Origin of the sequence: Niallia sp. FSL W8-0635, assembly GCF_038007965.1 — a bacterium.
In the GTDB taxonomy this organism is placed as follows: Bacteria; Bacillota; Bacilli; order Bacillales; family Cytobacillaceae; genus Niallia.
The window spans coordinates 3,621,112-3,646,026 of record NZ_JBBOYD010000001.1; the positions used below are offsets into that span (position 1 = coordinate 3,621,112).

A 24,915-nucleotide genomic window follows, 5' to 3' on the forward strand; every position below is an offset into this window, starting at 1 on the left:
CCTCTTTATCAACTATTTCAGCCATTTTCTCCAAGCTTTATCCTTTTACTGCACCGGCTGTCATTCCCTCTACAAAGTACTTATTGAATACCAAATACAAAATGAATAAAGGCAAAATGGAGAAGATGGATCCGGCAACTAGGACATCATAATTGTTTCCATAAGGAGTTAATAAAGTATTTAACCCTATAGGTAATGTGAATTTTTCTGCTGATCGCAAAACAATTAATGGCCACAGCATACTATTCCATGCCCCCATTGAACTCAGAATTGCCATAGCTGAAAACGCAGGTTTAGAAATGGGCATAACAATTCTCACACAAATTCCATACTCACTGCTTCCATCGATTCTTCCTGCATCCAAGAGTTCTTTTGGTATGCCTGAAAGATATTGCCTAAAGAAAAAAATGGTGGAGGCATGTACTAAACCTGGAAGGATAACCCCTGCATAGGTATCTATTAGTCCAAAACTAATCATTTCCTTATATAATGGCAACATCAATATTTCAAATGGAACCATCATTGTCGCAATTACTAGGAAAAACAATAAGTTTTTAAACTTAAAGTTGTACATTGCAAAGCCATAGGCAACAAAATAACAGATAATTAACGTCAAAATCACCGAAACAATGGTAATCATCAAACTATTTTTGTACCAATCCATGTAGCCAGTACTTCCATCAAAAAGATAGCTATAATTGATTAATGACCAATTTTCAAAATCCAAATTTAGATTTAGGCCGTTTCTTATTAACATTTGACCTGGACGGAAAGATGCAAATAAGCCTGAGATAAAAGGGACAGCCACACTAGCACACATGATGATAAAAAAGCCATTAATCAAAGCTTTCACTAAAGGATTTTTACCATCTTTTTTTACTTTTGCTATTTCTAATGAGGAGTTTGATAAAGGATTAGAATTATTCTTGCTCATACTATTTGGCCTCCTTTTTAAACATGCCGCTTGAAACCAGGTACACCATGCTAATAGATAAAGCAACAATCAATAAGACTAAGCCAACAGCAGAGGCATATCCTAAATCATTCTTTTCAATTCCTCGTCTATACAAATATCCAACAATCGTTAATCCTATATTTTTGGGAGAATTATTGCTTCCATAAATCATAAAGCTTTCAAGAAACATGGCTAATCCAGCATATATACTAATCGTTGTAACATAAATTCTTGTTGGTTTTAATAATGGTAAAGTGATATGCCAAAATCTCTGCCATGCATTAGCTCCGTCGACTTTTGCTGATTCATAAAGAACTTCATCAATCGAGCTTAACCCAGCCTCAAAATATAAAGTGTTTACACCAGTCCATCTCCACGTTGCTAATAATAGAAGTGCAAACATCCCCGTTCCCCAATTTTTCAGCCATTGTTTTGACTCAAGGCCAAAAAAATTCAGGATTTGATTCATAAGACCTGTATCCATTTCACTAAACATATATCGAAATAAAATACCTGCAACAACTACTGAAACCAATGCTGGCAAATAAATAATGGATTTATAAATTCTCTTACCAACTACACTTTTCGAATTTAATAAAAATGCGCAGAGCATTGGAATAGGAATCAAAATAATTAACGTAAAAATCGTATAGATGACACTATTTCTAACAGCAATATGAAATACTTTATCACCTAATAGCTTTTCATAATTTGCAAGCCCGATATACTCACTGTATCCGTTTCCAATATTATGAAAACTCATATTTATGGTCGAATACATTGGATATATCCAGAAGAAAGACAAGCTAACGATAAACGGTAAAATAAACACATAAGGTGCAATCTTCTGAGAGAATAAAAAAGCTTGGATCTTTTTCAAATTCATTCCTCTCCTTCTCTATCAAGAGTCTTTAAGATTGCCTATATGAGGCAATCTTAAAGACTTAGCTTATTCTTGCTCAAAATCTACCTCTGCCTGTGCATCTTCAAGTGCTTGCTTTACCTCAGCGCCATTCTCTAGAACTTCATTTAATGTGGTTAAATTAAACGCTTCATTAATAGTAGTAGTAATTGGCACTGTTTTAATTAGATTTACTTCATCTTGAATTTCTAGTAATGTATCGAATGGATTATTAACAAAGTATTGAACATATTCGTTCTCTTGATTATGAGTAATTTCTTTGTTTGTCCACACCTTCGTATTCACTGGGTCAAAACCAAGGATATTCCAAATTTGCTCTCCGCCTTCTTCCGTCAATTTTGCCCAAGTCATAAATTCTGCTGCTAGTTCAGCATTTTCAGATTCTTTATAGACAACTGTTCCTGTACCACCTGCACCATTCGAACGTTTTTGTCCTTCTTCAAATACAGGGGCTGGTGCAATAGCAAATTTACCAGACATTTCTGGCATATAGTCTGTAAATCGAGACATATACCAAATCGCTTTAGGGAATGCAGCCACTTCCCCTTTTGCAACTGTTGCGTAGCCTTGCTCTGTATCAATTTGTCCCCCTGGAGTTACTTCTGCAATACCACTTTCCAACCAGCTTTGTTGCATTGTTAGCATATTATTTAAAGAATCTAGCTCCACATTTGCTTTATCAGGATTTTCTACCCACGATTCTCCATATTCAGACATAGCTAAAGTTAGCCAGTCAGCGCCACCAGTATCAACTGAAGTCATATAAACTTCACCATTAGAAGCCTCTTTTAATTTTTCACCTGCAGCTGTAAAATCATCCCATGTCTTAATTTGTGTATAATCAATACCATATTTTTCTAAAATTTCTGTATTATAATACATCACAGTAGCCCCAACATGTGTCGGTACTCCATAGTAATTACCGTCTTTTTCATACGCATCTAATCGGGATGTCACTAAATCCGCCTTATACAGTTCTACGTAGCTATTCAATGCCAACCATGGTACTTCTCCGTCTAAAAAGTTAGGAAATTGGCCAATTTCAACATCTGCTAAATCGGGAATCCCCTCACCTGATTGAACGGATAAAGTAAGCTTTGTATGCATATCTGCATAAGGATATACGGTAAACTTAATTTGTATTTGCTTATTTGGGTTTTCCTCATTCCATTTATTTAACATTTCCGTATAGAACTTTTGATGTAAATCAACGAACAACCACATGTCCATTTTCGCCCCATCTTCTGGACCTACTGTAGTAACTACTGATTCTACCTCTTCTGTTTTTTTCCCATTACCACTAGAGGAACTCGAACAACCAACAACTAAAACAGTCATCAATAGAATAACAAAATAGAAAAATCCTTTTTTGGGTAACCTCATAAAATTTGCCCCCATTCGATTTTTATAATGCCAGAAATTCAAGTATTTTATATAGATTGACAAGATCACCCCCTAAAATTAAAACGCTTTCATCATTAGGTATATTACGATTCACAAATTTTTATGTACATTTTTTATACGTACTTTTTTATTTTTAATTTTAAAATGTACGTATATTATGATTAAATTTATGTTGTTATTTCTAACTTCATTATTTTGCAGCCATTAGAAAAGGAGTTATCTAAACAACACTAATGATAGTGCCCCTAATAAATTTGACCACACATCTTTTTTTGAATTCGAAGCCAAAATAAAATACTTTTTTTCTCAACTTTATAAGATACTAGATGCTATTCTTTTTCACTAAAACAAAAATTCCATGAGTAATTTTTTAACATTTAGAAGAAAATACATCTGTAGAAGTTATTACGAAAAGGAGTGTTCACATTGAAAAAAAAGAATGCTGATCAAAATACGGAAGTTGCAGGACGTGTTTTTGATCCAAGTGATTATGAAAAAAAGGACCAACTTTCTTCTGGCTTGGCAACTACTCATGAACAAGCTACTGATACATATACAGAAGGGGAGATTGGTGCCGTAATTGATGATGTAGATGGAGAAGATGTTCAAATAGGGAAAAAAACGAAGAAGTAACAGCTAAAATAGGGACTACTTCCTAAGTGAAGGAAATAGTCCCTATTTTTATTGCTTTTATTCCGATTAATACATTTTTCAAACTAAGTTTGCTGCTTTACTCAGGAATATATGGTAACTCTAGCGTTTTCGGAAGATTGATGACATGTGTCTCTACATAAGATTTTAATCCTTCCTCCCCATACTCTCTTCCTACACCAGACTGCTTCACTCCTCCAAATGGGAACTGAACATCCAGACCTTGAACAGCCGCTGTATTAATCATGGTTGTACCTGCTTCAATTCTGCGTGCTACATTTACAGCATGCTCTTCCTCACCCCAAACAGAGCTTGTTAAACCGTATATACTTTCATTATGCAATTCGATTACTTGCTCTTCATCATCAAATGGCAATATTGGTACAGTTGGTCCAAATTGCTCTTCGACTACAATCGGATCATGATAATCTGCTCCTAGTACTAAAGTTGGCTGAAGGAAATAACCGTTGTCCATTAGGTCCGGATTTAGTATTTTCCCTAATGGAATAACTTTTGCACCTTTACTTTTAGCATTTTCTACAAGGCTGCGTACATATTTCACCTGGTTTATATTATTTACAGGACCGACAGTCACATCTGGATTAAAAGGATCACCAACCCTTATCCATTTATTTGCAGCTTCTATATATTTTTCTACAAAGGTATCATAGATGGAACGATGGACATATATCCGTTTAGCAATCATACAAATTTGTCCTGCTGTTAAAAAGTTTGAAATGACCATTCTTCTCATAGCTCTTTCGTCGTTAACATCAAAATCCTCTAAGACAATTGCAGCATCATTTCCGCCTAGCTCCAAGGTCATCTTTTTGATTGTTTCTGATGCAGCTTTCATAATACTTTTGGCAGTTTTTGTTCCACCAGTAAAGGCAATTTTCGCAACCTTAGGATTAGATGTTAGCTCCACACCCACTTCTGCATCCCCATGGACAAGATTGAGAACACCAGGGGGAAATTCATTTGCAATTATTTCAACCACTTTGCTAACAGCTAAAGGTGCAAATGGACTAGGTTTAACAACCATAGTATTTCCAGTCAATAATGCTGGAGCAATTTTGATGGTGGATAAAGAAATTGGATAATTCCATGGTGAAATGGCAGAAACAACCCCCACTGGATCATAGGTAATAATGGTTCTTCCATTTTCATGCACTTTTTCCTGTGGACTAACAACCTTCTTCACATTCTTGCAAGCAAATTCCATCCACATAAGTGAAATAGCGATTTCTCCTTTAGAATCATATAATGCCTTCCCATGTTCTCTTGATAATAAGGTAGCTATTTCAGGGGTTGCGTCCTTTATTTTTTGGATAGCCCGCTCCATTCTTTCAATTCGATCCTCTACTTTCGTCCATGCCCATTTTTTTAAAGCATCATATGCTGCATCTATCGCTTGTACCGTTTCCTCTTTCGTATTAAGTGGAGCGTATCCTACAATCTCATCAGGATGGGTAGGATTTTCACGAGGAGCCTGTTTTTCCGTTGGTACTTTCTCTCCATTGATAATGGCATGTATGGTAATTGGTTCATTTGGCATATTATGATGCCTCCTTTTCGATTCTTCATTAACATAATTAGTATGAATTAGGTTGTTACAGTATATACGATAAGTATGTTGAAATTAGACAATTCTTCCCATTCCATACAAACAGAGAAACGCAATTACAAATCACTTCAACTAAGATAATGGGAGTCTTTATAATTATTCCTCTTTTATCAAGCAGGAAAACACAATTAGCTTTGTAATTTTCCCCACTTGATGCTTAGAAGATTTCCCATTCCAATAAAAATAAAAAAAGAATAGCAAATACTACAATTTAGGTAGCATCTGCTATTCGTAATTACACTTATATATTGAATTATAATCTAAATTATCGATTTAAACTTTAACACAAATTCGTTTAATATTACCCAGACTATCTATTTCTCCAAACCTTCTGCACCCATTCCAATTTTCTTTAATAGATCAGCTAGCAGTACTTTTTCCTCATTTGAGATAAAGGATAAATTTTCCGAAATGGTTGCAACGTGTTTAGGAAAAATCTCATCAAACAGCGCTCGTCCTTCCTTCGTCAGGACGACGTTAGATGCTCTTCTATCATTGGGGTTGGGCTGTCTTTCTACAAGCCCTTTCTTTTCTAGCTTGTCTACTACATAGGTAATACTTCCACTAGGGATTGAAAAAACCTCACTAATCTTTTGAACAGGATGTGGTCCTTTACTGTAAAGCAATTCAAGAATCATAAAATTTTCACTATTGATTTTATGACTTTCAATATCCTTCTGAATATTGGTAACAACAGCCTTGGAAGCCTTCAACCATATGCGAAACAATCTCAAATCCAGATCATTTTGATTTTCCACGACTTAACCTCCTTTAAATATTTAGGTCATTTTATTTATCTATATAAAGGATAATTAACTTCAGTTGGAATCGCTATTGGTATTTGAAGTTTTCCTTTAGATTCAACGAAAGCAGATTTTTTTTTCTTTTCAACTATTGCCAAACTCCTAATAGTATCCTGGAATTTACTCATTCATTGAATTCACTCTTTATTTTACTAGACTTAAAGCAATGATTCAAAATTAATAAATAATACAATGAACCCTAATAGTAATAAAATGATTGGCATCATCATACTTTTAACCGCATCTTTAATTTTAATATGTGTAATAATTGCTCCAATCATTGTGACAACGATTAATAATCCGCCCCAAGCAGCCACTGTTTCATTCCAAATACCTACAATAACGAATACAGCTGAAAGAATTTCCACTAAACCTGTGAACACTCTAAACCATCCTGGATACCCATAATGCTTGAATCCCTCAACCATTTGCTTTGAACCCAACTTCATAAAGCCAAACATTAGGAATCCTACCCCTAATAAAACTTGTAAAATAATTGATAATATCATTATTTATATTCTCTCCCTTTACCCTAAAAATATTTATCCTAATATTAGGACTTATTCATCCTAGCATTAGGATAAATTTTTGTCAATAAAAAAACAACCTGATGAATGATTTTTAGGTTGTGTATATTCTTATTTAAATCAAGTATTATTGCTTGTCTATTTTTACAAAGCCCAGAAAAAAACATTTTTTTGTTGACGTTCTATTTTTTCTAAAATATTCTTATACATAAATATCACTCAGGAGGTAATATATTGGAACAATGGGAGGCTGCATATCTCGCAGGAATTATTGATGGAGAAGGTAGTATTACTTTAACAAAAATGCATAAGGGGGAATACAGAAGACTATGTATTACTATCCCCTCCACAGATAAAGAGTTACTAGATTACCTTCACCAATTGATAGGTGGTGTATTAATACGGAAAAAGAACTACGAACCTGATATTCATAAGAATTCTTATACGTTAGTAATAAAAAAGAAAAATGATGTATTTTTTATTTTGGAGCGAATCTCTCCCTTTTTACGAATCCATAAGAAAAGAAATAGAGCCCTATGGATTTTAAATAACTACAATAAAGTTACACCTAGAAATGGAAAATATAATAAAATAATGCTTAAAGAGAAACAATATTTTGAATCTGAATTCTTTAATCTCTGATTTTTTTAGACAAAATAAAAACCACCAAATATGTATTTGGTGGAGACGGTGGGACGTGCAATTCCATGCTTTCGTCATGGCACTGACTATATCTTGAACCTGTAATATTTAGTTAGGTCCTCTGGCGTCTTATACGAAATATAAATTTACTTTAAATGTAGAATTCCGTATCCTAGTGCTACCAAATTCTTGGCAGCCTATAAGTCGATACACGGCTGTTGAATTACTTCACATACCGCTCGGCATTGCCTTATCACAGTTAATGTGACTTAGGTTTCACCGATAAAGCCAGATTTTCACTTGTATGTTACCATACAAGGCGACTAAAATTAATCGAACCCACGTCCAGAAACATCGGCACTTAAGCTTCTACGAGTGTAGTCAACATATTCGCAATTCGCTTATTCTTCTGCCTGTTGACAGGCGTCCGATAAGCTAGTCTGGTTGTTCTCTTCCTTCTTCCTCAGACGGTGGAATCCGGCGTAGCCCACTTAAAGTGAGTCCCTGACCCTACCACATGGGCGATGGAGGGAGGAACCGCTAAGCGCTATTAAGCAGCTAAAGCGAAGTTGTTTTGTTGTTTGCCAGTTATAGGCTTTGACGTTTTAACGAGGCCGATCCCCTCGACTCGCAACCTAAGCTCGAACTATCCCTGTCGAATCCGTAGCGTCCCCATTATTAGGATAAAATCAGGTAATTGTTACATTACAAGATTCTTAGCATTTAAGCTAACGTTTCGGAAGCTCTGAAATAGGAGCTTAAAGTTATGTTGTCTTATCGACATAACTAATTATAACATAACTGAAGCGTATTTCAATTGTAAAGTTTTGGATTACATTTTTTGCCTTTCACGTAAAGCACGTTCGATGCTACGATTTGCTTCTTTACGTTTTAAGGTTTCACGCTTATCATAGTTCTTTTTACCCTTACCTAGACCAATCAAAACCTTTGCAAAACCATTTTTAAAATAAATTTTTAGCGGGACTAGAGAGTAACCTACTTCTTTTGTATCCCCAATTAATTTATTGATTTGTTTTCGATGTAATAAAAGCTTTCTTGTTCTTAAAGGATCATGATTATAACGGTTCCCTTGCTCATATGGGCTAATATGCATCCCGAGCAGGAATACCTCTCCATTAATAATGCGCGCATATGATTCCTTTAAGTTTACTCTTCCAGCACGAATTGCTTTAATTTCTGTACCTTGAAGAACAAGTCCTGCCTCGTAAGTCTCTTCAATAAAGTAATCATGATTTGCTTTTTTATTCTGTGCAACTAATTTCCCTTCACCTTTTGGCATGCCTCTTCCCCCTACTCTGCCAATAATTTTAACAAAAGAATGTCTATTATTCAAACATCCCCTGCATGTGGTTTCTTCTTTAAAAGGAACCACATGCATAAAATATGCCTATTTACCGTTAACGTTTCTTTTTCTTTCTCTTTGCTTTTGGTGCATTCTCAAAGTGTTTTCTATCATTCTTTCCTTTTCGTCGCGATTCTCCTGGTTTTCCTTTACGATCCGTGTCTCTATCTGATTTACCTTTGCGCGGTGCACGAGAGACACTACCAGTGGAGAATACCTTGCCGTCTTTCTTTGGATCTCTGCGGCGTGTTCCCTTCATGCCGACAATTTCAAAGTCAATTGCGCGTTCATCTTTATTTACATTTACGACACGCACTGTAATTTCGTCTCCAATACGGAAGACTTTTCCTGTTCTTTCCCCAATCATGGCAAAATGGCGTTCATCATAACGATAGTAATCATCAGTCAAATAGCTAACATGGACGAGTCCTTCGATTGTATTGGTTAGCTCTACAAACATTCCAAAATTCGTAACGGAGCTAATAATACCATCATATTCCTCACCGATTTTATCAAGCATGTATTCTGATTTCTTCAACTCATCTGTTTCACGCTCTGCCTCTACTGATCTTCTTTCCATACTGGAAGAGTGCTCGGCAATCTCCGTTAAGCGGCTATTCCATTTTTCCTGCGTAGCAGAACTAATATCCCCTTCAATTAAATACGTACGAATCAAGCGGTGTACAATTAAATCTGGATAACGTCTGATAGGTGAAGTAAAATGCGTATAGAATTCAGTTGATAAACCAAAATGACCTAGACTCTCAGGGTAGTATTTCGCCTGTTGCATGGAACGCAGCATTACCGTTGAAATAACCATCTCCTCAGGAGTTCCCTGAACTGCTTCAATTATTTCTTGTAATGCTCTAGGATGTACTGAATTTGCTGTCCCCTTCACAATATAGCCAAAGTTGGTAATAAACTCGAAGAATCTTCGTAGCTTTTCTTCTTTTGGATCTTCGTGAATACGATAAATAAACGGAACCTGCATCCAATGAAAATGTTCAGCCACTGTTTCATTGGCAACGAGCATAAACTCTTCGATTAGTTTTTCTGCAACAGAACGTTCTCGTAAAATAACATCCTGTGGCTTTCCATCCTCATCTACAAGTACCTTTGATTCTTTAAAATCAAAGTCAATTGCACCGCGTGTCATCCGTTTTTTACGAAGAATTGCAGCTAGCTCTTCCATACGCTCAAACATAGGCACTAGCCCTTCGTATTTAGCTCTCAATGCTTCATCTTTTTCGTGTAAAATCGAATTCACATCAGCATAGGTCATTCTCTCTGTCGTCTTAATGACACTTTGGAAAATTTCATGCTTCACTACTTCCCCCTCTGGTGAGATTTCCATCTCACAGGAAAGAGTCAAGCGATCTACTTTTGGATTTAAGGAACATATTCCATTTGATAAACGATGCGGAATCATTGGAATCACGCGGTCTACTAAATAAACACTCGTTCCTCTTTCCTCTGCTTCCACATCAATAGGGGAATTTTCTGTTACATAGTAAGTAACATCGGCAATATGAACCCCTAATTTATAATGACCGTTTTCTAAAATTGTAACAGTAACCGCATCATCCAAATCTTTTGCGTCTGCACCATCAATGGTGACAATTGTTTCATTACGTAAATCGCGTCTGTTTGCAATTTCCTTTTCATCTATCGTATCTGGAGCACTATTCGCTTGATCTAGCACATTATCAGGAAAAGCTAGTGGTAATCCATGCTTATGTATTACCGATAAGATATCAACACCTGGATCATTCTTATGGCCAAGTATTTTGATAACTTCCCCTTCTGCATTCTTTCTGCCTTCTGGATAGGAAGTTAATTTAACAACTACTTTATGCCCTTCAATAGCCCCTTTTGTGCTACCTTTTGGGATAAAAATATCTGTGGCTATTTTCTTATCATCTGGTATCACAAAGCCAAAATGCTTGCTTTCCGAATATGTACCAACTATTTGCTGTACGCCTCTTTCAATAATTCGGACGATTGTACCTTCTCTTCTTTGCCCTGAACTCTCAGAAGTTACACGAGCTAAAACAATGTCTCCGTTTAATGCTGTTTTCACTTCATTCGGTGGAATAAAAATATCATCCATCCCTTGTTCTTCTGGGATAACGAAAGCAAACCCTTTTGCATGACCTGCAAGTTTACCACGGATAAGGTTCATTCTTTCCGGTAAACCATAACGATTGCTTCTCGTACGAACAACGAGTCCCTTCTCTTCCATCTGAACAAGTGCCTTCACGAAGTCTTTAAAATGTGAAGAATCCTCTATTCCAAAAGCCTCTTCTAATTCTTGTACCGTTAATGGTTTATAAGCTTCGTCTTTCATATAGGTTAATAACTTCTCGACATTTTCCTTGATTATATCTTCCAAACAAAAAACCTCCTTTGCTTCTCATTCTTTCCAATCTAGTTTTTCTAAAAACTGATAGAAATCTTCAAAAACCTGTTCCTTCTCTTTATCATGTGTAATAACATGACGTGAGTTTTCATACCACTTTATGTCTTTGTGAATCGATTCCACTTCTTCATAAATAATATTAGCACTATTTGTATCAATCATTTGATCATGCCGGGCTTGGATAACAAAAACTGGTGAATAAATAAGATCAACAGATTCTCTCACTTCTTTTATTAGATTCTGTAATTCCTTTAGTGTATTCATCGGCTTAAACTGTGCCATTTCCTGCTCGATGACTTCTTCTGATTTCTTCTCACGTTGCTTATAATTTCGGGCATATTCGAGTACTCCTTCATACATTACTTTTTCACTCTTAATGTACATTGGAGCACACATCGTTACGATACCCTTTACAGGTACAGTGTAACCTAATTTAAGGGAAAATACCCCTCCTAAGGATAGTCCACCAACGGCAATTTCTTCATACCCCATATCTTTCAAATGCTGGTAGGCTTCTGTTACATCCTTCCACCAATCTTTCGGTCCAGACTCCACTAATTCCTCTGGCGGCACACCATGACCTTTATATAAAGGAACATAGCATGTATACCCCTTTGTATTTAAATATCTACCTAGCAAACGCACATCAGATGTATTGCCTGTAAAGCCATGCAGTAACAGCACAGCACGATTATTATCTCCTTTAAACGTTAATGGTTTCTGTTCTACTATTTTCATTTGATAGCGCTCCTTTATCTTATTATTTTCTCCTTCACCCTTATATATAATTAAAATTACTATGTTTGTTAGAAAAAGAACTATCCTTCTATTTTAGTAAAAAAGAAATGGAAGAATCCAGTAATATGATTATCCCTTATTAATGGTCATTCCTTCATTTTAATCAACACTTATGTATAAACCAATTTGTTTTCCGAAAAAAAACCTGACCTTTCTTGGCCAGGTTTTTTTATCTATACCGAATTTCGTTATTATAGATCAAAATAACTAACTGCAATCGTTAATACAAAGAATAAAATTGCTAAAACGATTGTTGCATTGTGAAGGATTAATTCTAAACCACGTGCTTTTTGCTTACCAAATAACTGCTCTGCACCACCAGAAATTGCTCCAGATAGTCCAGCACTCTTACCATTTTGAAGAAGTACTACTACGATTAATGCAATCGCCACGATAATCAATAAAGTAATCAAAACTGTGTGTATCATATCAAACACCTCCATTAAAACCAACCTACATTACTTTAAATGTATCATATTTTATGTTTTGTCACAATAGTATGTCGCGTCTTTGTCATAATAATTAGTAGAATGTATTTGTTGGGCTTATATTTTGGATAGGACGCTTTTAATTAAGGATTGGTGTTTGATAGTTTTTCGGTCTGTTACTTTTTCTAAAGGTACTTGGGCTCTTGGGATTAGAGGACGCTTCTCTGTTACCTATTCTTGATGCAACTCTTGTTGTTTTTGGGCTTAGAGAATGCTTCTCTGTAACCTTTTCTTGATGGGGCTCTTGTTTTTGGGCTCAGAGGAGGTTCTCTATTACCTTTTCTTGCCTTTCCTTTTTGCTATAGTGACTTACACCATTCTCTATTTCCCTTTAATAACTAAATAAATAAAAAAGCACCCTAGCTATAAGGATACTCCTAAAGCTAGAGTGCTTATCAAGTTAAGGAACCTTAACTTAAATTATTTCTTAAGGTTGTAGAAAGATTTAAGACCATCATATACTGCTAATTCGCCAAGCTCGTCTTCGATGCGAAGAAGTTGGTTGTATTTAGCAATACGGTCTGTACGAGATAATGAACCAGTCTTGATTTGACCAGCGTTTGTAGCAACAGCGATGTCAGCGATTGTAGCATCTTCTGTTTCACCAGAACGGTGAGAAACTACTGCTGTGTAGCCAGCACGTTTAGCCATTTCGATAGCTTCGAAAGTTTCAGTTAAAGTACCAATTTGGTTAACTTTGATAAGGATTGAGTTTGCAATTCCTTTTTCAATACCTTCAGCTAATTTTTTAGTGTTTGTAACGAATAAATCGTCACCTACTAATTGTACTTTTGAACCGATACGGTCTGTTAATAATTTGTGACCTTCCCAGTCGTTTTCATCTAAACCATCTTCAATAGAGATGATTGGGAATTCGCTAACTAATTCTTCGTAGAAGCTTACTAATTCTTCAGAAGTTAAACCAGTGCGGCCTTCTCCTGCAAGATCGTATTTACCAGTTTCTTTGTTATAGAATTCAGAAGAAGCAACGTCCATTCCTAAGAATACGTCTTTACCTGGCTCGTATCCAGCTTTTTTGATTGCTTCGATGATTACTTCTAATGCTTCACGGTTAGAACCAAGGTTTGGAGCGAATCCACCTTCGTCACCTACAGCTGTGTTTAAACCTTTAGCAGAAAGAACTGATTTTAAAGCATGGAATACTTCTGCACCAGTACGTAGAGCTTCTTTGAAAGTTGGAGCTCCTACTGGTAAAATCATGAATTCTTGGAAGTCAACGTTGTTATCAGCATGTGAACCACCGTTGATGATGTTCATCATTGGAGTTGGTAATTGTTTAGCATTGAATCCACCAAGGTAACGGTATAATGGAAGACCTACAACTTCAGCAGCAGCATGTGCAGCAGCCATAGATACACCAAGGATTGCGTTAGCTCCTAATTTACCTTTGTTTTCTGTACCATCAAGTTCGATCATAGTTCTGTCGATTCCAACTTGATCTGTAACGTCCATACCGATAATTGCTTCAGCAATTACTTCGTTTACGTTTTCTACTGCTTTAAGAACACCTTTACCAAGGTAACGAGATTTGTCACCATCACGTAATTCAACTGCTTCGTATTCACCAGTTGAAGCACCAGATGGAACTAGTGCGCGACCAAAGAATCCTGATTCAGTTAATACTTCTACTTCTACTGTTGGGTTACCGCGTGAATCTAATACTTCACGAGCATAAACTTGTTGAATATAAGGCATATTTATTCTCTCCTTTAATTTATAACTTATTTTTTAATAATAGATGTACCAGTCATTTCTGCTGGCTTATCAATTCCTAATAAATCTAACATAGTAGGAGCAAGATCTCCTAAAATACCATCTGTACGTAATTCAGCATTCTTATCTGTTACGATTACAGGAACTGGATTTGTTGTGTGTGCTGTCATTGGTGTTCCGTCAAGTGTTACCACTTCATCAGAATTACCATGGTCAGCGGTGATAATTGCTTTACCACCCTTTTGTTCAATTAAAGTGATAATTTTTCCTAAACATTCGTCTACTGTTTCAATCGCTTTGATTGTTGGCTCAAGCATTCCGGAATGCCCAACCATATCAGGGTTAGCGAAGTTTAGAATAATTGCATCAAAATTATCTGCTTCAATTTCCTTCAATAGTGCATCTGTAACTTCATGCGCACTCATTTCAGGTTGTAAATCATAGGTTGCCACTTTAGGTGAATTGATTAAGATACGTTTTTCACCAGGGAACTCGGCTTCGCGTCCACCGCTCATAAAGAAAGTAACATGTGGATACTTTTCTGTTTCAGCAATACGAAGTTGAGTTAATCCGTTTTGCGAAAGAACTTCACCTAATGTGTTATCTAAGTTTGTTGGCTTGAATGCAACATACCCATTTACTGTTTCACTAAAATGAGTTAAACATACAAAGTAAAGATTTTTTGGATGTTTTTCTCCACGATCGAAAGAACGGAAGTCCTCATTTGTGAAAGTATTAGAAATTTGAATCGCACGGTCAGGACGGAAGTTATAGAAAATAACAGCATCTTCATCTTTGATTGTCGCAACTGGTTCCCCGTTCTCTTGTGTGATTACAGATGGAAGTACGAACTCATCAAAGATTCCGTTATTGTAATTATCCTCTACTACTTGTAATGGATCAGAGTATGCTGGTCCATCGCCATATACCATAGCACGGTATGATTTTTCTACGCGATCCCAACGTTTATCTCTATCCATTGAGTAGTAGCGTCCAGAAATAGTAGCAAATTGACCTACACCGTATTCTGCGATTTTTTCTTGTGTTGCTTTAATATATTTTTCAGCAGTCTTTTGACCGACGTCTCGACCATCTAGAATACCGTGAATATATACATTTTCTACACCTTCTTCTTTAGCTAAACGAAGAAGTGCAAACATATGCTCAATATGGCTATGAACTCCACCATCGGATAATAATCCAAATAAATGAAGATTTTTGCCGTTTTCTTTTACATGCTTAATTGCATTAACGAAAGTTTCGTTTTTGTAAAACTCGCCTTCTCTAATAGAAACGTTAACTCTTGTTAAACTTTGATATACGATCCGGCCGGCACCGATATTTAAATGTCCAACTTCTGAGTTACCCATTTGTCCTTCTGGAAGACCAACTGCTTCCCCACTAGCTATTAAAGTAGCATGAGGGTAAGAGTTCCAATATTTATCGAAATTAGGCTTATTTGCTTGTGCTACTGCATTTCCCATGCGTTCGCTTCTTAAAGCAAAACCATCTAAAATGATTAAAGCTACTGGAGATTTACTCATTCTTACCTGCCTCCAATAAAGCTAAAAAGCTTTGAGCTTCTAGGCTAGCGCCACCTACTAATGCTCCGTCGATATCTGGCTGTGCCATATATTCTTTAATGTTTTCAGGCTTTACGCTACCGCCGTATTGAATACGGATGCTCTCAGCAACTTCTGGAGAAAATTGTTCACTAACTACTTTACGAATATGTGCACATACTTCGTTTGCATCAGCAGAAGTAGAAGATTTTCCTGTTCCAATTGCCCAGATTGGCTCATATGCAACAACTGTTGCTTTCGCTTGTTCTGGAGTTAAGCCGTTAAGTGCTTTTGTTACTTGAGATGCAACGAAATCATTTGTTTCGCCGTTTTCTCTTTGCTCAAGTGTTTCACCACAGCAAACGATTGGAGTTAAGCCATTTTCAAAAGCAGCAAGTGTCTTTTTGTTAACAGATTCATCTGTTTCGTTAAAGAACTCACGACGCTCAGAATGACCAAGCACTACATATTTAGCACCGATATTTTCTAATGCAACTGGGCTAATTTCGCCAGTGAATGCACCATTTTTTTCGAAATGCATGTTTTGAGCACCGATTTTTACATCTGTGCCATCTGTTAATTCTACTAATTGTCCTAAAAATAACGCAGGAGCACATACAACTGTATCTACTTTTTCACTTGATGGTACAGAAGCTTTTACTTCTAGAATGAACTCAGTCGCTTCAGGAAGTGTTTTGTTCATTTTCCAGTTACCTGCAATAATTGGCTTGCGCATTGTTTACATCCTTTCATGCATATCTATAAAGATATTATTTGTCGTTTAAAGCCACTACACCTGGAAGTTCTTTACCTTCCATGAATTCTAATGAAGCACCGCCACCAGTTGAAATGTGACTCATTTTATCAGCTAAATCAAATTTTTCAACAGCTGCTGCAGAATCTCCACCACCGATTACAGAATATGTATCTTGAGATTCAGCAAGCGCTTCTGCTACTGCTTTTGTACCTTTAGCGAAAGCATCTAATTCAAATACACCCATTGGTCCGTTCCAAATTACTAATTTAGAACTCTTAATAACATCTGCATAAATTTCACGTGTTTTAGGACCAATATCTAATGCTTCCCAATCAGCTGGAATTTCTTCAATAGAAACTGTTTTGATGTTAGCGTCATTAGAGAAATCATCTGCAACTGTAACATCAACAGGCATATAAAACTTAACGCCTTTTTCTTTTGCTTTTTCCATATAAGATTTAGCAAGATCAATTTTATCTTCTTCTAATAAAGATTTACCAATTTCATGACCAAGAGATTTAACAAATGTATAAGCTAATCCTCCGCCAATAATTAGGTTATCTACTTTATCAAGAAGATTGTCAATTACACCAATTTTATCCTTAACTTTCGCTCCACCAACGATAGCAGTGAATGGACGTTCTGGGTTTGATAAAGCCTTGCCAAGAACATCAAGTTCTTTTTGCATTAATAATCCAGATACAGCTGGGATATGGTGTGCGATTCCTTCTGTTGAAGCGTGTGCACGGTGTGCAGCACCAAATGCATCATTTACAAATACATCAGCAAGCTCTGCATATTGTTTTGCTAATTCTGCATCATTTTTTTCTTCCCCAGCATTGAAACGTACGTTTTCAAGAAGGATTACATCTCCTTCAGATAACTTGCTGATTTGTGCTTTAACAGCTTCTCCATATGACTCATCTGCTTTAGCAACTTCTTTGCCAAGTAATTCAGAAAGACGAGTTGCAACAGGAGTTAAACGTAACTCTTCTACTACCTCGCCATTCGGACGTCCTAAGTGGCTTGCTAGAATTACAATTGCACCATTTTCCATTAATTCTTTAATTGTTGGAAGTGCAGCTTGAATTCTTGTTTCATCCGTAATTTGTTGATCCTTCATTGGTACGTTAAAGTCAACACGGACAAATGCTTTTTTTCCTTTTAAATCGATATCACGAATTGTTTTCTTATTCATTATAGGTACCCTCCACTGCATATTTTTAAAATAGCGGAAACAAAGTTGTTTCCGCTGTTAGATTAAAGGGGGTGCTTATTAACTCGCACATATTTCCATTTAAAAAGGGAAATTATTTTGTTGCAAGTTGTGCAAAGTGCTTAACAGTTCTTACTAATTGGTTAGTGTAAGACATTTCGTTGTCATACCATGCAACGGTTTTAACAAGTTGTTGATCACCAACAGTGATAACTTTAGTTTGAGTTGCATCAAATAATGAACCAAAGCTACTTCCGATAATATCAGAAGAAACAAGCTCTTCTTCCGTGTAACCGAAAGATTCGTTAGCAGCTTCTTTCATTGCAGCGTTGATTTCTTCAACTGTAACTTTTTTATCAAGAACAGTAACAAGCTCTGTTAAAGAACCAGTTTTAACTGGAACACGTTGAGCAGCACCGTCTAATTTACCTTGAAGTTCTGGTAATACTAAACCGATTGCTTTAGCAGCACCAGTTGAGTTAGGAATAATGTTTTCAGCAGCTGCACGTGCACGACGGAAGTCACCTTTTGGATGTGGAGCATCTAAAGTGTTTTGGTCGCCAGTGTAAGCGTGAATTGTAGTCATTAAACCAGATACGATACCGTATTTATTTTGAAGAACTTGTGCCATTGGAGCAAGACAGTTAGTAGTACAAGAAGCACCAGAGATAACTGTTTCAGTTCCATCAAGAACGTCATGGTTTACATTGTAAACAACTGTTTTCATTTCGCCAGTTGCTGGAGCAGAGATAACTACATTTTTAGCACCTGCTTGAATATGTGCTTCTGCTTTTTCTTTAGTTGTGAAGAATCCAGTAGATTCGATAACTGTATCAACACCAAGTTCTCCCCATTTAAGGTCAGCTGGGTTTCTTTCAGCAGTTGTAACAACTTTTTTACCGTCTACTAAGAAGTAACCTTCATGAACTTCAATTTCACCTTGGAAAGTTCCTTGAGATGAATCATATTTTAAAAGATGTGCTAGCATTTTAGTGTCAGTTAAATCATTGATTGCAACCACTTCTAATTCTGGGTTTTCCATGATTTTTCTGAATGCTAAACGTCCGATACGTCCAAAACCGTTAATACCTACTTTTACTGTCATTGTAAATTTCCTCCTCTAATTTTAAGAGATTAAATATATAAAGGGATTTCCCATTATATCAACTTTTTAGCGGCACCTTCATCTGTTATCAAAATGGTTGAAGGTGGTGCTTCTTTTAAATAAGCACGTATAGCCTTTGACTTAGATGCTCCCCCAGCTACAGCAATAATATTAGGTACGGAAGATAAGTCTTCTAGTCTAAGGCCAATTGTTTGCACCTTATGAACAACCTCTCCCTCTTCATTGAAGTAATACCCAAATGCCTCACCAACAGCTTCTGCATTCTTAATCTTTTCTAGATCACTTTTACTTGTACTTCTACGATTTGCCATCGTAAGTGCCTCGCCAATACCATGAACTAGAAGATTTGCTGAACGAATTAGTTTTAGTACTTCACTGATTCGAGGATCAGTAGAAATGCTCTTATACATTTCTTCACTAACCTCATCTGGAGCGTATAAAACTCGATGTTTTGATGCAGTATGGTCTGCCATCATTGAACAAATTGTATTTGCCTGATTTTTGACATCTTCTCCTATTCCACCACGAGCAGGAACAAATAATAACTCGCCATCTGCAACACTTGGTGTTAGCGCCTCAGCAACAGAAGACATAGTAGTCCCACCAGTAACTGCGATGATATTATTTCCCTTTAGGAGAGATTTCATACAATTTGCTGTCGCAAGTCCTAATTCTTTTTTTACCCACGGAGAATGATCACTATCTCCAGCTACGATAATAACCCGGCTAATGCCCAGTTTACTTTGCAGTAGCTGCTCCATTTCGTTAATACCCGTTACTTCTCTCATTACACTAGAAAGACTTTCCAACACTTCTTCCCCTATCAAAGTGACTGTCATGCCGATGTTTGAAATATGTATAAGCTGCTGATCTTTTAAAAACTCGACTTCACTTCTCAAGACTCTTTCGGTCAGTCCTAGGCTCACAGCCAGACTTCTTCTACCGACAGGCTGCATATTCTTAATAAACTGCAGAATATAGTACCTTTTTTGCATAACTGTAAGTAAATCAGGTAATAATCTTTTTTGAATCTCAATAAATGAAACCATGCTTGATGCTCTCCTTCACTTACAGTGGTCGTCAGAAGTCCCGCATAGACATTTTACGTCCCGGATACTACAAAAAAAATAACTCCCTGCTACATGAACAATTCTAACACCAGTATAGTATGAATTCAACTGATATGTGTCTATTTTTTGTAAAATTTGACGAAAAAGTGTCGTTCTTTCTTTTCTTACTATTTGGAAAAAATTAATAATTATACTCTTCATTTATAATTATTTTTTTAGAAAAGGAATTTGATTTTTAGAAAATTGCCATTACGAAGAATTAGTTAGAAAAAGGGACATTTTTGATATATATGAAAAACATTCTTTAATATTGAATCTTTATTTGATTATAATAAGGTAGGAATTTATATTATCACTATTATTAGTAGTAACCAACAATAGAACTGGGGGATGTTGTTTCCTTTTGATACTATTCTCATTTTCGTTTTAAAATCAACATATAACATGTAGAGAAAATCGAGGGAATCTTAACCATTTATTTAGAAGATTCATAGAGGAAAAATCAAAAGGTTGTTTGGAGGATTCGAATAAAATAGACGAATCCTCCAAACAACCTTTTGCATTTATTAACGTCCTCGGCCCCATTATGATGGTTTAAAACCAATTATAATAGAAGAAAACACTCCTTTGTCCGTACTGCTTTTGATTTTTTCTTGAATAATAAAATGCAATGATATATAACAAACGTTCGGACAAAAGGTAAACGAAAGTTATAAACTCTTCTGCAATCCACTCCAATTTCTTCCAAACATTCTTACATGCCTTTTAGTTAAGAGTGAATTATCATACTGTTTTTTGACTGGAGGTTTCATATTACAAATAAATGCTGGCTGAAGTTCCTTTCCTGCCCGAACCGAAATAATTGCATGATAAGCTGGTAGTTTAATAGCTTGAAGTAGCTGGGCTTCCAGATGATCAATTCCTTGATTCTCAACTAGAAACAATTAAAAAAGACGGAACAGTTAAGAACGCAGTAGCTTATGAATTAGATGATTTAGAAACTCCTGTAACATTAATAGCTACACAAGGTGTAGGTGGCGATAAATTAGGCGAACAAAATTTTAAAATAAAATAAAACGTTTTATGTATAAGATAAAAAGCCCTCCTCACATGAGTTGGGCTTTTTCCTTCTAAGGAAATTTAATTATTATTGGTTCAGTTTCACTCAATATTTCAAAAGTTTCATCCGAAGTAATAATTACATAATGTTCGATATTATAATGTTCACTTCCTGGACCGGGTAACTGATCATACCAATCTACAAAATCTGAATTAATCTCCTTATATAACGACCATGCACCTTCAATAAGTTGGCTACTGCGAGCCTTTTGTGCTGGTACCGCTAAATCGCTTCTCTTCATTTCATCTGCAAATCTACATGCTAAAATATAATTACCATTTTTCTCTTTATTGAATAGTATTAGATATGTATTATCCTGATTGTCTTCTACAGTTATTTGTAAGCCTCTTAAATATTTAAATTCAACTAAGTGTAACTCTCCTTTAATATCTATATTAGGAACCCATGCTACTAAGTTTTTTTCACTCATAAATTTCTCCTTTATTCCAGATATCTAATCTTTTCTTTTCCAAACCAAACAGAAGAATATTTCTCCGAAGAACTTTTTATAGACATATGGGTTATAACATGCAGCTTCCGGACAAACTTTAGAAGAATTTCTACAATGGTGGTTTGAGACATATAAACAAGGTACGGTCGAAAAAGGAACAGAAAAAAACATAAAATTGCATATTTGTATGATTACAGAACAATGTGGATATATGAGGATGAAAGAAATCGCACGACCAAAAGTATTAATCACTTGTCAAAGACATCTACCATTAGCGAAGCATTTACTGAAGCGAAGGACTTAGACCTTATGCAATTGTGGACGAGTTTTAAGTTTTAGTACTACTTGTGAGCGTATCTTCATCCACTCTTTCTTTTTATCAATCAAATAGGTGCGTTAGTTAAGATGTCCAACTATGTAATTGCTCTAGATACTGTATGTAAAAGCCATAATCTTTTACATACTACTCCACATATGTTTAGGCATACTCATGAAACTATTTTATGGGAATCTAATATTTCATATATAAATTATATTGGAGCTCGCCTTGGAGATACCGACAAATCCATTTTATTAAATACTTATGGCCATATGTCCAGACGATCAGAGCTACTAAATAACGAAAAAGTTAATAGTTTTATGAGCGACTGCTTAAAGCAAATAAAGTAAAATAAAATAAGGGTTTTTTTGAAGTGTCGGACAAAGAATACACAAACCTCAAAAAAACCCTTATCTATCAATCTTTTAACGCCCTCGGAGGGAATCGAACCCCCATTTTAAGAACCGGAATCTTACGTGCTATCCGTTGCACCACGAGGGCATGGCATAAACTTACCCAACATTAAAGTTACGCCTTCATATTATAAGCGAAGTTCCTAGTTTATGCAATAGACGATGTTTAAAAAAAAGAGCAATGGGTATCATGGAGAAAGGATTGTAGACGAAATTAAAGGGATAGAACTAATGATAACATTCAGAACCTACACCCTTTTAAGAAGTTTTTTTAAAGATTGCTTTTTAATAAAAGTATACTTATCAACCAACTTTACAAAAAACGGTCATTAAAAAAAGATGTCGAATGATATTTTGGGGTATTTAGGCTTTTACGTTTGACCTTAATTGACCATCCGTGTATCATTAGGAATACATACAGTTTTGATGTATTGCATCTTACTGAAGAAACAAATACTTATTTTTTTCGAACAAACATTATAAAGGAGGATTTTAAATGAATTTAATTCCTACAGTTATTGAGCAAACAAACAGAGGAGAACGCGCTTACGATATCTACTCTCGTTTATTAAAAGACCGTATTATTATGCTTGGTAGTGCTATTGATGATAATGTAGCTAACTCTATCGTATCACAGCTTTTATTCTTAGAAACAGAAAATCCTGAAAAAGATGTATCTATTTATATCAATAGCCCAGGTGGAAGTATCACTGCTGGAATGGCTATTTATGATACGATGCAATATATCAAACCAGATGTTCAAACAATCTGTATTGGTATGGCTGCTTCTATGGGAGCATTTTTACTTGCTGCTGGTACAAAAGGGAAGCGTTATGCTCTTCCAAACAGTGAAGTAATGATTCACCAGCCACTTGGTGGAGCACAAGGTCAAGCAACGGAAATCGAAATTGCTGCTAAACGTATTTTATTCTTACGTGATAAATTAAACGGTATTTTATCTGAGCGCACTGGTCAACCTATTGACATTATTGCAAGAGATACAGAACGCGATAACTTTATGACTGCTGATAAAGCAAAAGAATATGGTTTAGTTGACCATGTTATTAGCCGTAATTCTCTTGAAGATAAAAAAAATAAATAATCTCATTAAAAAGGTTGTTCCATTTTTTTGGAACAACCTTTTTTATATAAGGAGAGATTTTTATGCATCAAAAGATTTACTTTAGCAATTCGCGTAAACTCTGAAGCGCTTCCACTTCGTCGCTCCCCTCAACAATTAGTTTAATCGTTGCACCAGAATTTATTGCTAAGCCCATTATTCCCATAATACTCTTAGCATTTACCTTCCTGCCATCCTTTTCAATAAATACTTCTGATAAATAATTACTTGCCTCTTGTACAAATAAAGCTGCCGGTCTCGCCTGTAGTCCCGCTTTTAAACCAACTGTAATTTCTTGCTCTACCATCGAACTTCCTCCCCATCTTCAAAGTAGTAATATATCTATTATACAAGGAAATAGAGTTTTTTGCTCTATCCAAGGGAAAGAATATTCAGTTTAGAAGAATTTTCTGATATTAATTTTTGTATGTAAAAAAGAAATGGATAATATATTATATTATCCACCTCTATTATTTCACAGCTTCTCCACGACGAAGATTATCTGCAATTTCATCAATTTTTCTTAAACGATGATTGATACCAGATTTACTGATATTACCAGAAGACACCATTTCTCCTAATTCCTTCAAGGTTACATCTTGATAGGCAACTCGAAGCTCTGCAATTTCTCTAAGCTTATCAGGAAGAATTTGCAGTCCAACTGTTTTATCAATATATCGAATATTCTCCACTTGCCTTAAGGAAGCCCCAATTGTTTTATTTAAATTGGCTGTTTCACAATTTACTAATCGATTTACTGAATTTCTCATGTCTCTAACAATGCGAATGTCTTCAAAGCGAAGTAGTGCACCATGCGCTCCAATAATATTGAGGAACTCGGTGATTTTTTCTGCTTCCTTTAAATAAGCAATAAACCCTTTTTTTCTTTCTAATGTCTTACTTTTTAGACCAAATGTATTCATTAAATCACTAAGTGCATTTATATGCTCTTTATATAAGGAAGCAATTTCTAAGTGGTAAGAAGATGTTTCTGGGTTATTTACAGAGCCACCTGCTAAAAAGGCGCCTCTTAAATACGATCGTTTACAGCATTTTTTCTTAATTAGCTCTGGTGAGATTTCATGGGTAAAGACAAAGCCTTCTTTAAGAATACTCAATTCCTCTAAAACTTCTTTGCCTTTATTCGAAATTCGTACAATATATACATTGTTCTTTTTTAAACGCATTTTTTTTCGCACAAGCAATTCAACAGGTATGTCGAAATATCTTTTAATTAAGGTATATATTCTTCTAGCTATAGCTGCATTCTCTGTCTGTATATTAACAACTAGCCTCTGGTTGGAAAAGGAAAGTGTCCCGTTCATTTGTATCAGTGCTGATAATTCTGCTTTACCGCAGCAATTTTTGGTTTCAATTGTTGTCAATTCTTTTTTTGTTTCTGACGCAAAAGACATGCCCTTCCCCCCT

23 protein-coding genes, 1 tRNA gene and 1 other RNA gene are annotated in these 24,915 nt (G+C 35.7%); 4 read left to right on the top strand and 21 right to left on the bottom strand.

The genetic code is table 11. The annotated features are described in order from the left end of the window. Window positions 1-37: 37 nt before the first annotated feature. The 3 genes from NYE52_RS17490 to NYE52_RS17500 all read right to left on the bottom strand — a co-directional run bounded on the left by NYE52_RS17490 (window position 38) and on the right by NYE52_RS17500 (window position 3,260). The gene (locus NYE52_RS17490; RefSeq protein ID WP_341194221.1) at window positions 38-934 is read right to left on the bottom strand and encodes a carbohydrate ABC transporter permease; all 897 of its coding nucleotides are present in this window, start codon (window positions 932-934) and stop codon (window positions 38-40) included. A gap of 1 nt (window position 935) precedes the next feature. Further along, window positions 936-1,835: a carbohydrate ABC transporter permease gene (locus NYE52_RS17495; protein ID WP_341194222.1), complete on the bottom strand. Its 900-nt coding sequence runs from the start codon at window positions 1,833-1,835 to the stop codon at window positions 936-938. Window positions 1,836-1,904: 69 nt separating this feature from the next. Beyond that, window positions 1,905-3,260, bottom strand: a complete 1,356-nt coding sequence (locus NYE52_RS17500) for an ABC transporter substrate-binding protein (RefSeq protein ID WP_341194223.1) — start codon at window positions 3,258-3,260, stop codon at window positions 1,905-1,907. Between the two features lie 447 nt (window positions 3,261-3,707). On the opposite strand from NYE52_RS17500, the gene NYE52_RS17505 reads away from it, so the two are divergent. Beyond that, window positions 3,708-3,914 (top strand): YozQ family protein, encoded by a 207-nt coding sequence (locus NYE52_RS17505; RefSeq protein ID WP_341194224.1) that lies wholly within the window; start codon window positions 3,708-3,710, stop codon window positions 3,912-3,914. A gap of 97 nt (window positions 3,915-4,011) precedes the next feature. On the opposite strand, the gene NYE52_RS17510 is transcribed toward NYE52_RS17505, so the two are convergent. From NYE52_RS17510 to NYE52_RS17520, 3 genes are all read right to left on the bottom strand, one after another. Further along, window positions 4,012-5,490, bottom strand: coding sequence for an aldehyde dehydrogenase family protein (locus tag NYE52_RS17510; RefSeq protein WP_341194225.1), 1,479 nt, complete (start codon window positions 5,488-5,490; stop codon window positions 4,012-4,014). A gap of 383 nt (window positions 5,491-5,873) precedes the next feature. Beyond that, complete coding sequence (locus NYE52_RS17515; RefSeq protein ID WP_341194226.1) at window positions 5,874-6,317, bottom strand: MarR family winged helix-turn-helix transcriptional regulator; 444 nt, start codon at window positions 6,315-6,317, stop codon at window positions 5,874-5,876. A gap of 203 nt (window positions 6,318-6,520) precedes the next feature. Further along, window positions 6,521-6,871: a DoxX family protein gene (locus tag NYE52_RS17520; RefSeq protein WP_341194227.1), complete on the bottom strand. Its 351-nt coding sequence runs from the start codon at window positions 6,869-6,871 to the stop codon at window positions 6,521-6,523. 252 nt (window positions 6,872-7,123) lie between these two features. On the opposite strand from NYE52_RS17520, the gene NYE52_RS17525 reads away from it, so the two are divergent. Beyond that, window positions 7,124-7,531 carry an LAGLIDADG family homing endonuclease gene (locus NYE52_RS17525; RefSeq protein ID WP_341194228.1) on the top strand — a complete coding sequence of 136 codons (408 nt, stop codon included), beginning with the start codon at window positions 7,124-7,126 and terminating at the stop codon, window positions 7,529-7,531. 330 nt (window positions 7,532-7,861) lie between these two features. Here NYE52_RS17525 and ssrA read toward each other — a convergent pair. The 11 genes from ssrA to NYE52_RS17580 form a co-directional block, all read right to left on the bottom strand. Further along, window positions 7,862-8,197: a transfer-messenger RNA gene (gene ssrA / locus NYE52_RS17530) on the bottom strand. A gap of 166 nt (window positions 8,198-8,363) precedes the next feature. After that, complete coding sequence (smpB, locus tag NYE52_RS17535; protein ID WP_341194229.1) at window positions 8,364-8,831, bottom strand: SsrA-binding protein SmpB; 468 nt, start codon at window positions 8,829-8,831, stop codon at window positions 8,364-8,366. Between the two features lie 118 nt (window positions 8,832-8,949). Then, entirely contained in the window at window positions 8,950-11,241 is a 2,292-nt protein-coding gene (gene rnr / locus NYE52_RS17540) for a ribonuclease R (RefSeq protein WP_445669151.1), read from the bottom strand. A gap of 66 nt (window positions 11,242-11,307) precedes the next feature. Next, the gene (locus tag NYE52_RS17545) at window positions 11,308-12,051 is read right to left on the bottom strand and encodes an alpha/beta hydrolase (protein WP_341194231.1); all 744 of its coding nucleotides are present in this window, start codon (window positions 12,049-12,051) and stop codon (window positions 11,308-11,310) included. 251 nt (window positions 12,052-12,302) lie between these two features. Next, window positions 12,303-12,536, bottom strand: a complete 234-nt coding sequence (gene secG, locus NYE52_RS17550) for a preprotein translocase subunit SecG (RefSeq protein ID WP_031540682.1) — start codon at window positions 12,534-12,536, stop codon at window positions 12,303-12,305. A 483-nt stretch (window positions 12,537-13,019) separates the two neighbouring features. Then, a complete protein-coding gene (gene eno / locus NYE52_RS17555) occupies window positions 13,020-14,315 on the bottom strand; it encodes a phosphopyruvate hydratase (protein ID WP_341194232.1) in 1,296 nt (431 codons plus the stop codon). A 26-nt stretch (window positions 14,316-14,341) separates the two neighbouring features. Beyond that, a complete protein-coding gene (gene gpmI / locus NYE52_RS17560) occupies window positions 14,342-15,877 on the bottom strand; it encodes a 2,3-bisphosphoglycerate-independent phosphoglycerate mutase (RefSeq protein WP_341194233.1) in 1,536 nt (511 codons plus the stop codon). Then, window positions 15,870-16,631 (bottom strand): triose-phosphate isomerase, encoded by a 762-nt coding sequence (tpiA, locus tag NYE52_RS17565; RefSeq protein WP_341194234.1) that lies wholly within the window; start codon window positions 16,629-16,631, stop codon window positions 15,870-15,872. Before tpiA ends, gpmI begins: the two co-directional genes overlap by 8 nt. Window positions 16,632-16,665: 34 nt before the next feature. After that, window positions 16,666-17,850 (bottom strand): phosphoglycerate kinase, encoded by a 1,185-nt coding sequence (locus tag NYE52_RS17570; protein ID WP_341194235.1) that lies wholly within the window; start codon window positions 17,848-17,850, stop codon window positions 16,666-16,668. Window positions 17,851-17,962: 112 nt separating this feature from the next. Continuing rightward, a complete protein-coding gene (gene gap, locus NYE52_RS17575) occupies window positions 17,963-18,973 on the bottom strand; it encodes a type I glyceraldehyde-3-phosphate dehydrogenase (protein ID WP_341194236.1) in 1,011 nt (336 codons plus the stop codon). Between the two features lie 53 nt (window positions 18,974-19,026). Then, window positions 19,027-20,043: a sugar-binding transcriptional regulator gene (locus tag NYE52_RS17580; RefSeq protein WP_341194237.1), complete on the bottom strand. Its 1,017-nt coding sequence runs from the start codon at window positions 20,041-20,043 to the stop codon at window positions 19,027-19,029. Between the two features lie 964 nt (window positions 20,044-21,007). On the opposite strand from NYE52_RS17580, the gene NYE52_RS17585 reads away from it, so the two are divergent. Continuing rightward, window positions 21,008-21,139: a hypothetical protein gene (locus NYE52_RS17585; RefSeq protein WP_341195222.1), complete on the top strand. Its 132-nt coding sequence runs from the start codon at window positions 21,008-21,010 to the stop codon at window positions 21,137-21,139. Window positions 21,140-21,194: 55 nt separating this feature from the next. On the opposite strand, the gene NYE52_RS17590 is transcribed toward NYE52_RS17585, so the two are convergent. Then, window positions 21,195-21,614, bottom strand: a complete 420-nt coding sequence (locus NYE52_RS17590; RefSeq protein ID WP_341194238.1) for a hypothetical protein — start codon at window positions 21,612-21,614, stop codon at window positions 21,195-21,197. A 769-nt stretch (window positions 21,615-22,383) separates the two neighbouring features. Continuing rightward, window positions 22,384-22,455: transfer RNA gene (locus NYE52_RS17595), tRNA-Arg, on the bottom strand. 408 nt (window positions 22,456-22,863) lie between these two features. Between NYE52_RS17595 and clpP the strand changes: the two genes are divergently transcribed. After that, a complete protein-coding gene (clpP, locus tag NYE52_RS17600; RefSeq protein WP_341194239.1) occupies window positions 22,864-23,469 on the top strand; it encodes an ATP-dependent Clp endopeptidase proteolytic subunit ClpP in 606 nt (201 codons plus the stop codon). Window positions 23,470-23,545: 76 nt separating this feature from the next. On the opposite strand, the gene NYE52_RS17605 is transcribed toward clpP, so the two are convergent. Together NYE52_RS17605 and whiA are read right to left on the bottom strand one after the other, a co-directional pair. After that, complete coding sequence (locus NYE52_RS17605) at window positions 23,546-23,794, bottom strand: HPr family phosphocarrier protein (RefSeq protein WP_341194240.1); 249 nt, start codon at window positions 23,792-23,794, stop codon at window positions 23,546-23,548. A gap of 163 nt (window positions 23,795-23,957) precedes the next feature. Next, entirely contained in the window at window positions 23,958-24,902 is a 945-nt protein-coding gene (gene whiA / locus NYE52_RS17610; RefSeq protein ID WP_341194241.1) for a DNA-binding protein WhiA, read from the bottom strand. Window positions 24,903-24,915 lie beyond the last annotated feature (13 nt).

Coding starts and splice junctions, on each gene's coding strand:
- NYE52_RS17605 (WP_341194240.1), bottom strand. CDS start 23,794: ATGGTAGAGCAAGAAATTACAGTTGGTTTAAAAGCGGGACTACAGGCG.
- gpmI (WP_341194233.1), bottom strand. CDS start 15,877: ATGAGTAAATCTCCAGTAGCTTTAATCATTTTAGATGGTTTTGCTTTA.
- rnr (WP_445669151.1), bottom strand. CDS start 11,241: ATGAAAGACGAAGCTTATAAACCATTAACGGTACAAGAATTAGAAGAG.
- NYE52_RS17570 (WP_341194235.1), bottom strand. CDS start 17,850: ATGAATAAGAAAACAATTCGTGATATCGATTTAAAAGGAAAAAAAGCA.
- NYE52_RS17580 (WP_341194237.1), bottom strand. CDS start 20,043: ATGGTTTCATTTATTGAGATTCAAAAAAGATTATTACCTGATTTACTT.
- NYE52_RS17490 (WP_341194221.1), bottom strand. CDS start 934: ATGAGCAAGAATAATTCTAATCCTTTATCAAACTCCTCATTAGAAATA.
- NYE52_RS17500 (WP_341194223.1), bottom strand. CDS start 3,260: ATGAGGTTACCCAAAAAAGGATTTTTCTATTTTGTTATTCTATTGATG.
- whiA (WP_341194241.1), bottom strand. CDS start 24,902: ATGTCTTTTGCGTCAGAAACAAAAAAAGAATTGACAACAATTGAAACC.
- NYE52_RS17520 (WP_341194227.1), bottom strand. CDS start 6,871: ATGATATTATCAATTATTTTACAAGTTTTATTAGGGGTAGGATTCCTA.
- clpP (WP_341194239.1), top strand. CDS start 22,864: ATGAATTTAATTCCTACAGTTATTGAGCAAACAAACAGAGGAGAACGC.
- NYE52_RS17545 (WP_341194231.1), bottom strand. CDS start 12,051: ATGAAAATAGTAGAACAGAAACCATTAACGTTTAAAGGAGATAATAAT.
- smpB (WP_341194229.1), bottom strand. CDS start 8,831: ATGCCAAAAGGTGAAGGGAAATTAGTTGCACAGAATAAAAAAGCAAAT.
- gap (WP_341194236.1), bottom strand. CDS start 18,973: ATGACAGTAAAAGTAGGTATTAACGGTTTTGGACGTATCGGACGTTTA.
- eno (WP_341194232.1), bottom strand. CDS start 14,315: ATGCCTTATATTCAACAAGTTTATGCTCGTGAAGTATTAGATTCACGC.
- tpiA (WP_341194234.1), bottom strand. CDS start 16,631: ATGCGCAAGCCAATTATTGCAGGTAACTGGAAAATGAACAAAACACTT.
- NYE52_RS17590 (WP_341194238.1), bottom strand. CDS start 21,614: ATGAGTGAAAAAAACTTAGTAGCATGGGTTCCTAATATAGATATTAAA.
- NYE52_RS17510 (WP_341194225.1), bottom strand. CDS start 5,490: ATGCCAAATGAACCAATTACCATACATGCCATTATCAATGGAGAGAAA.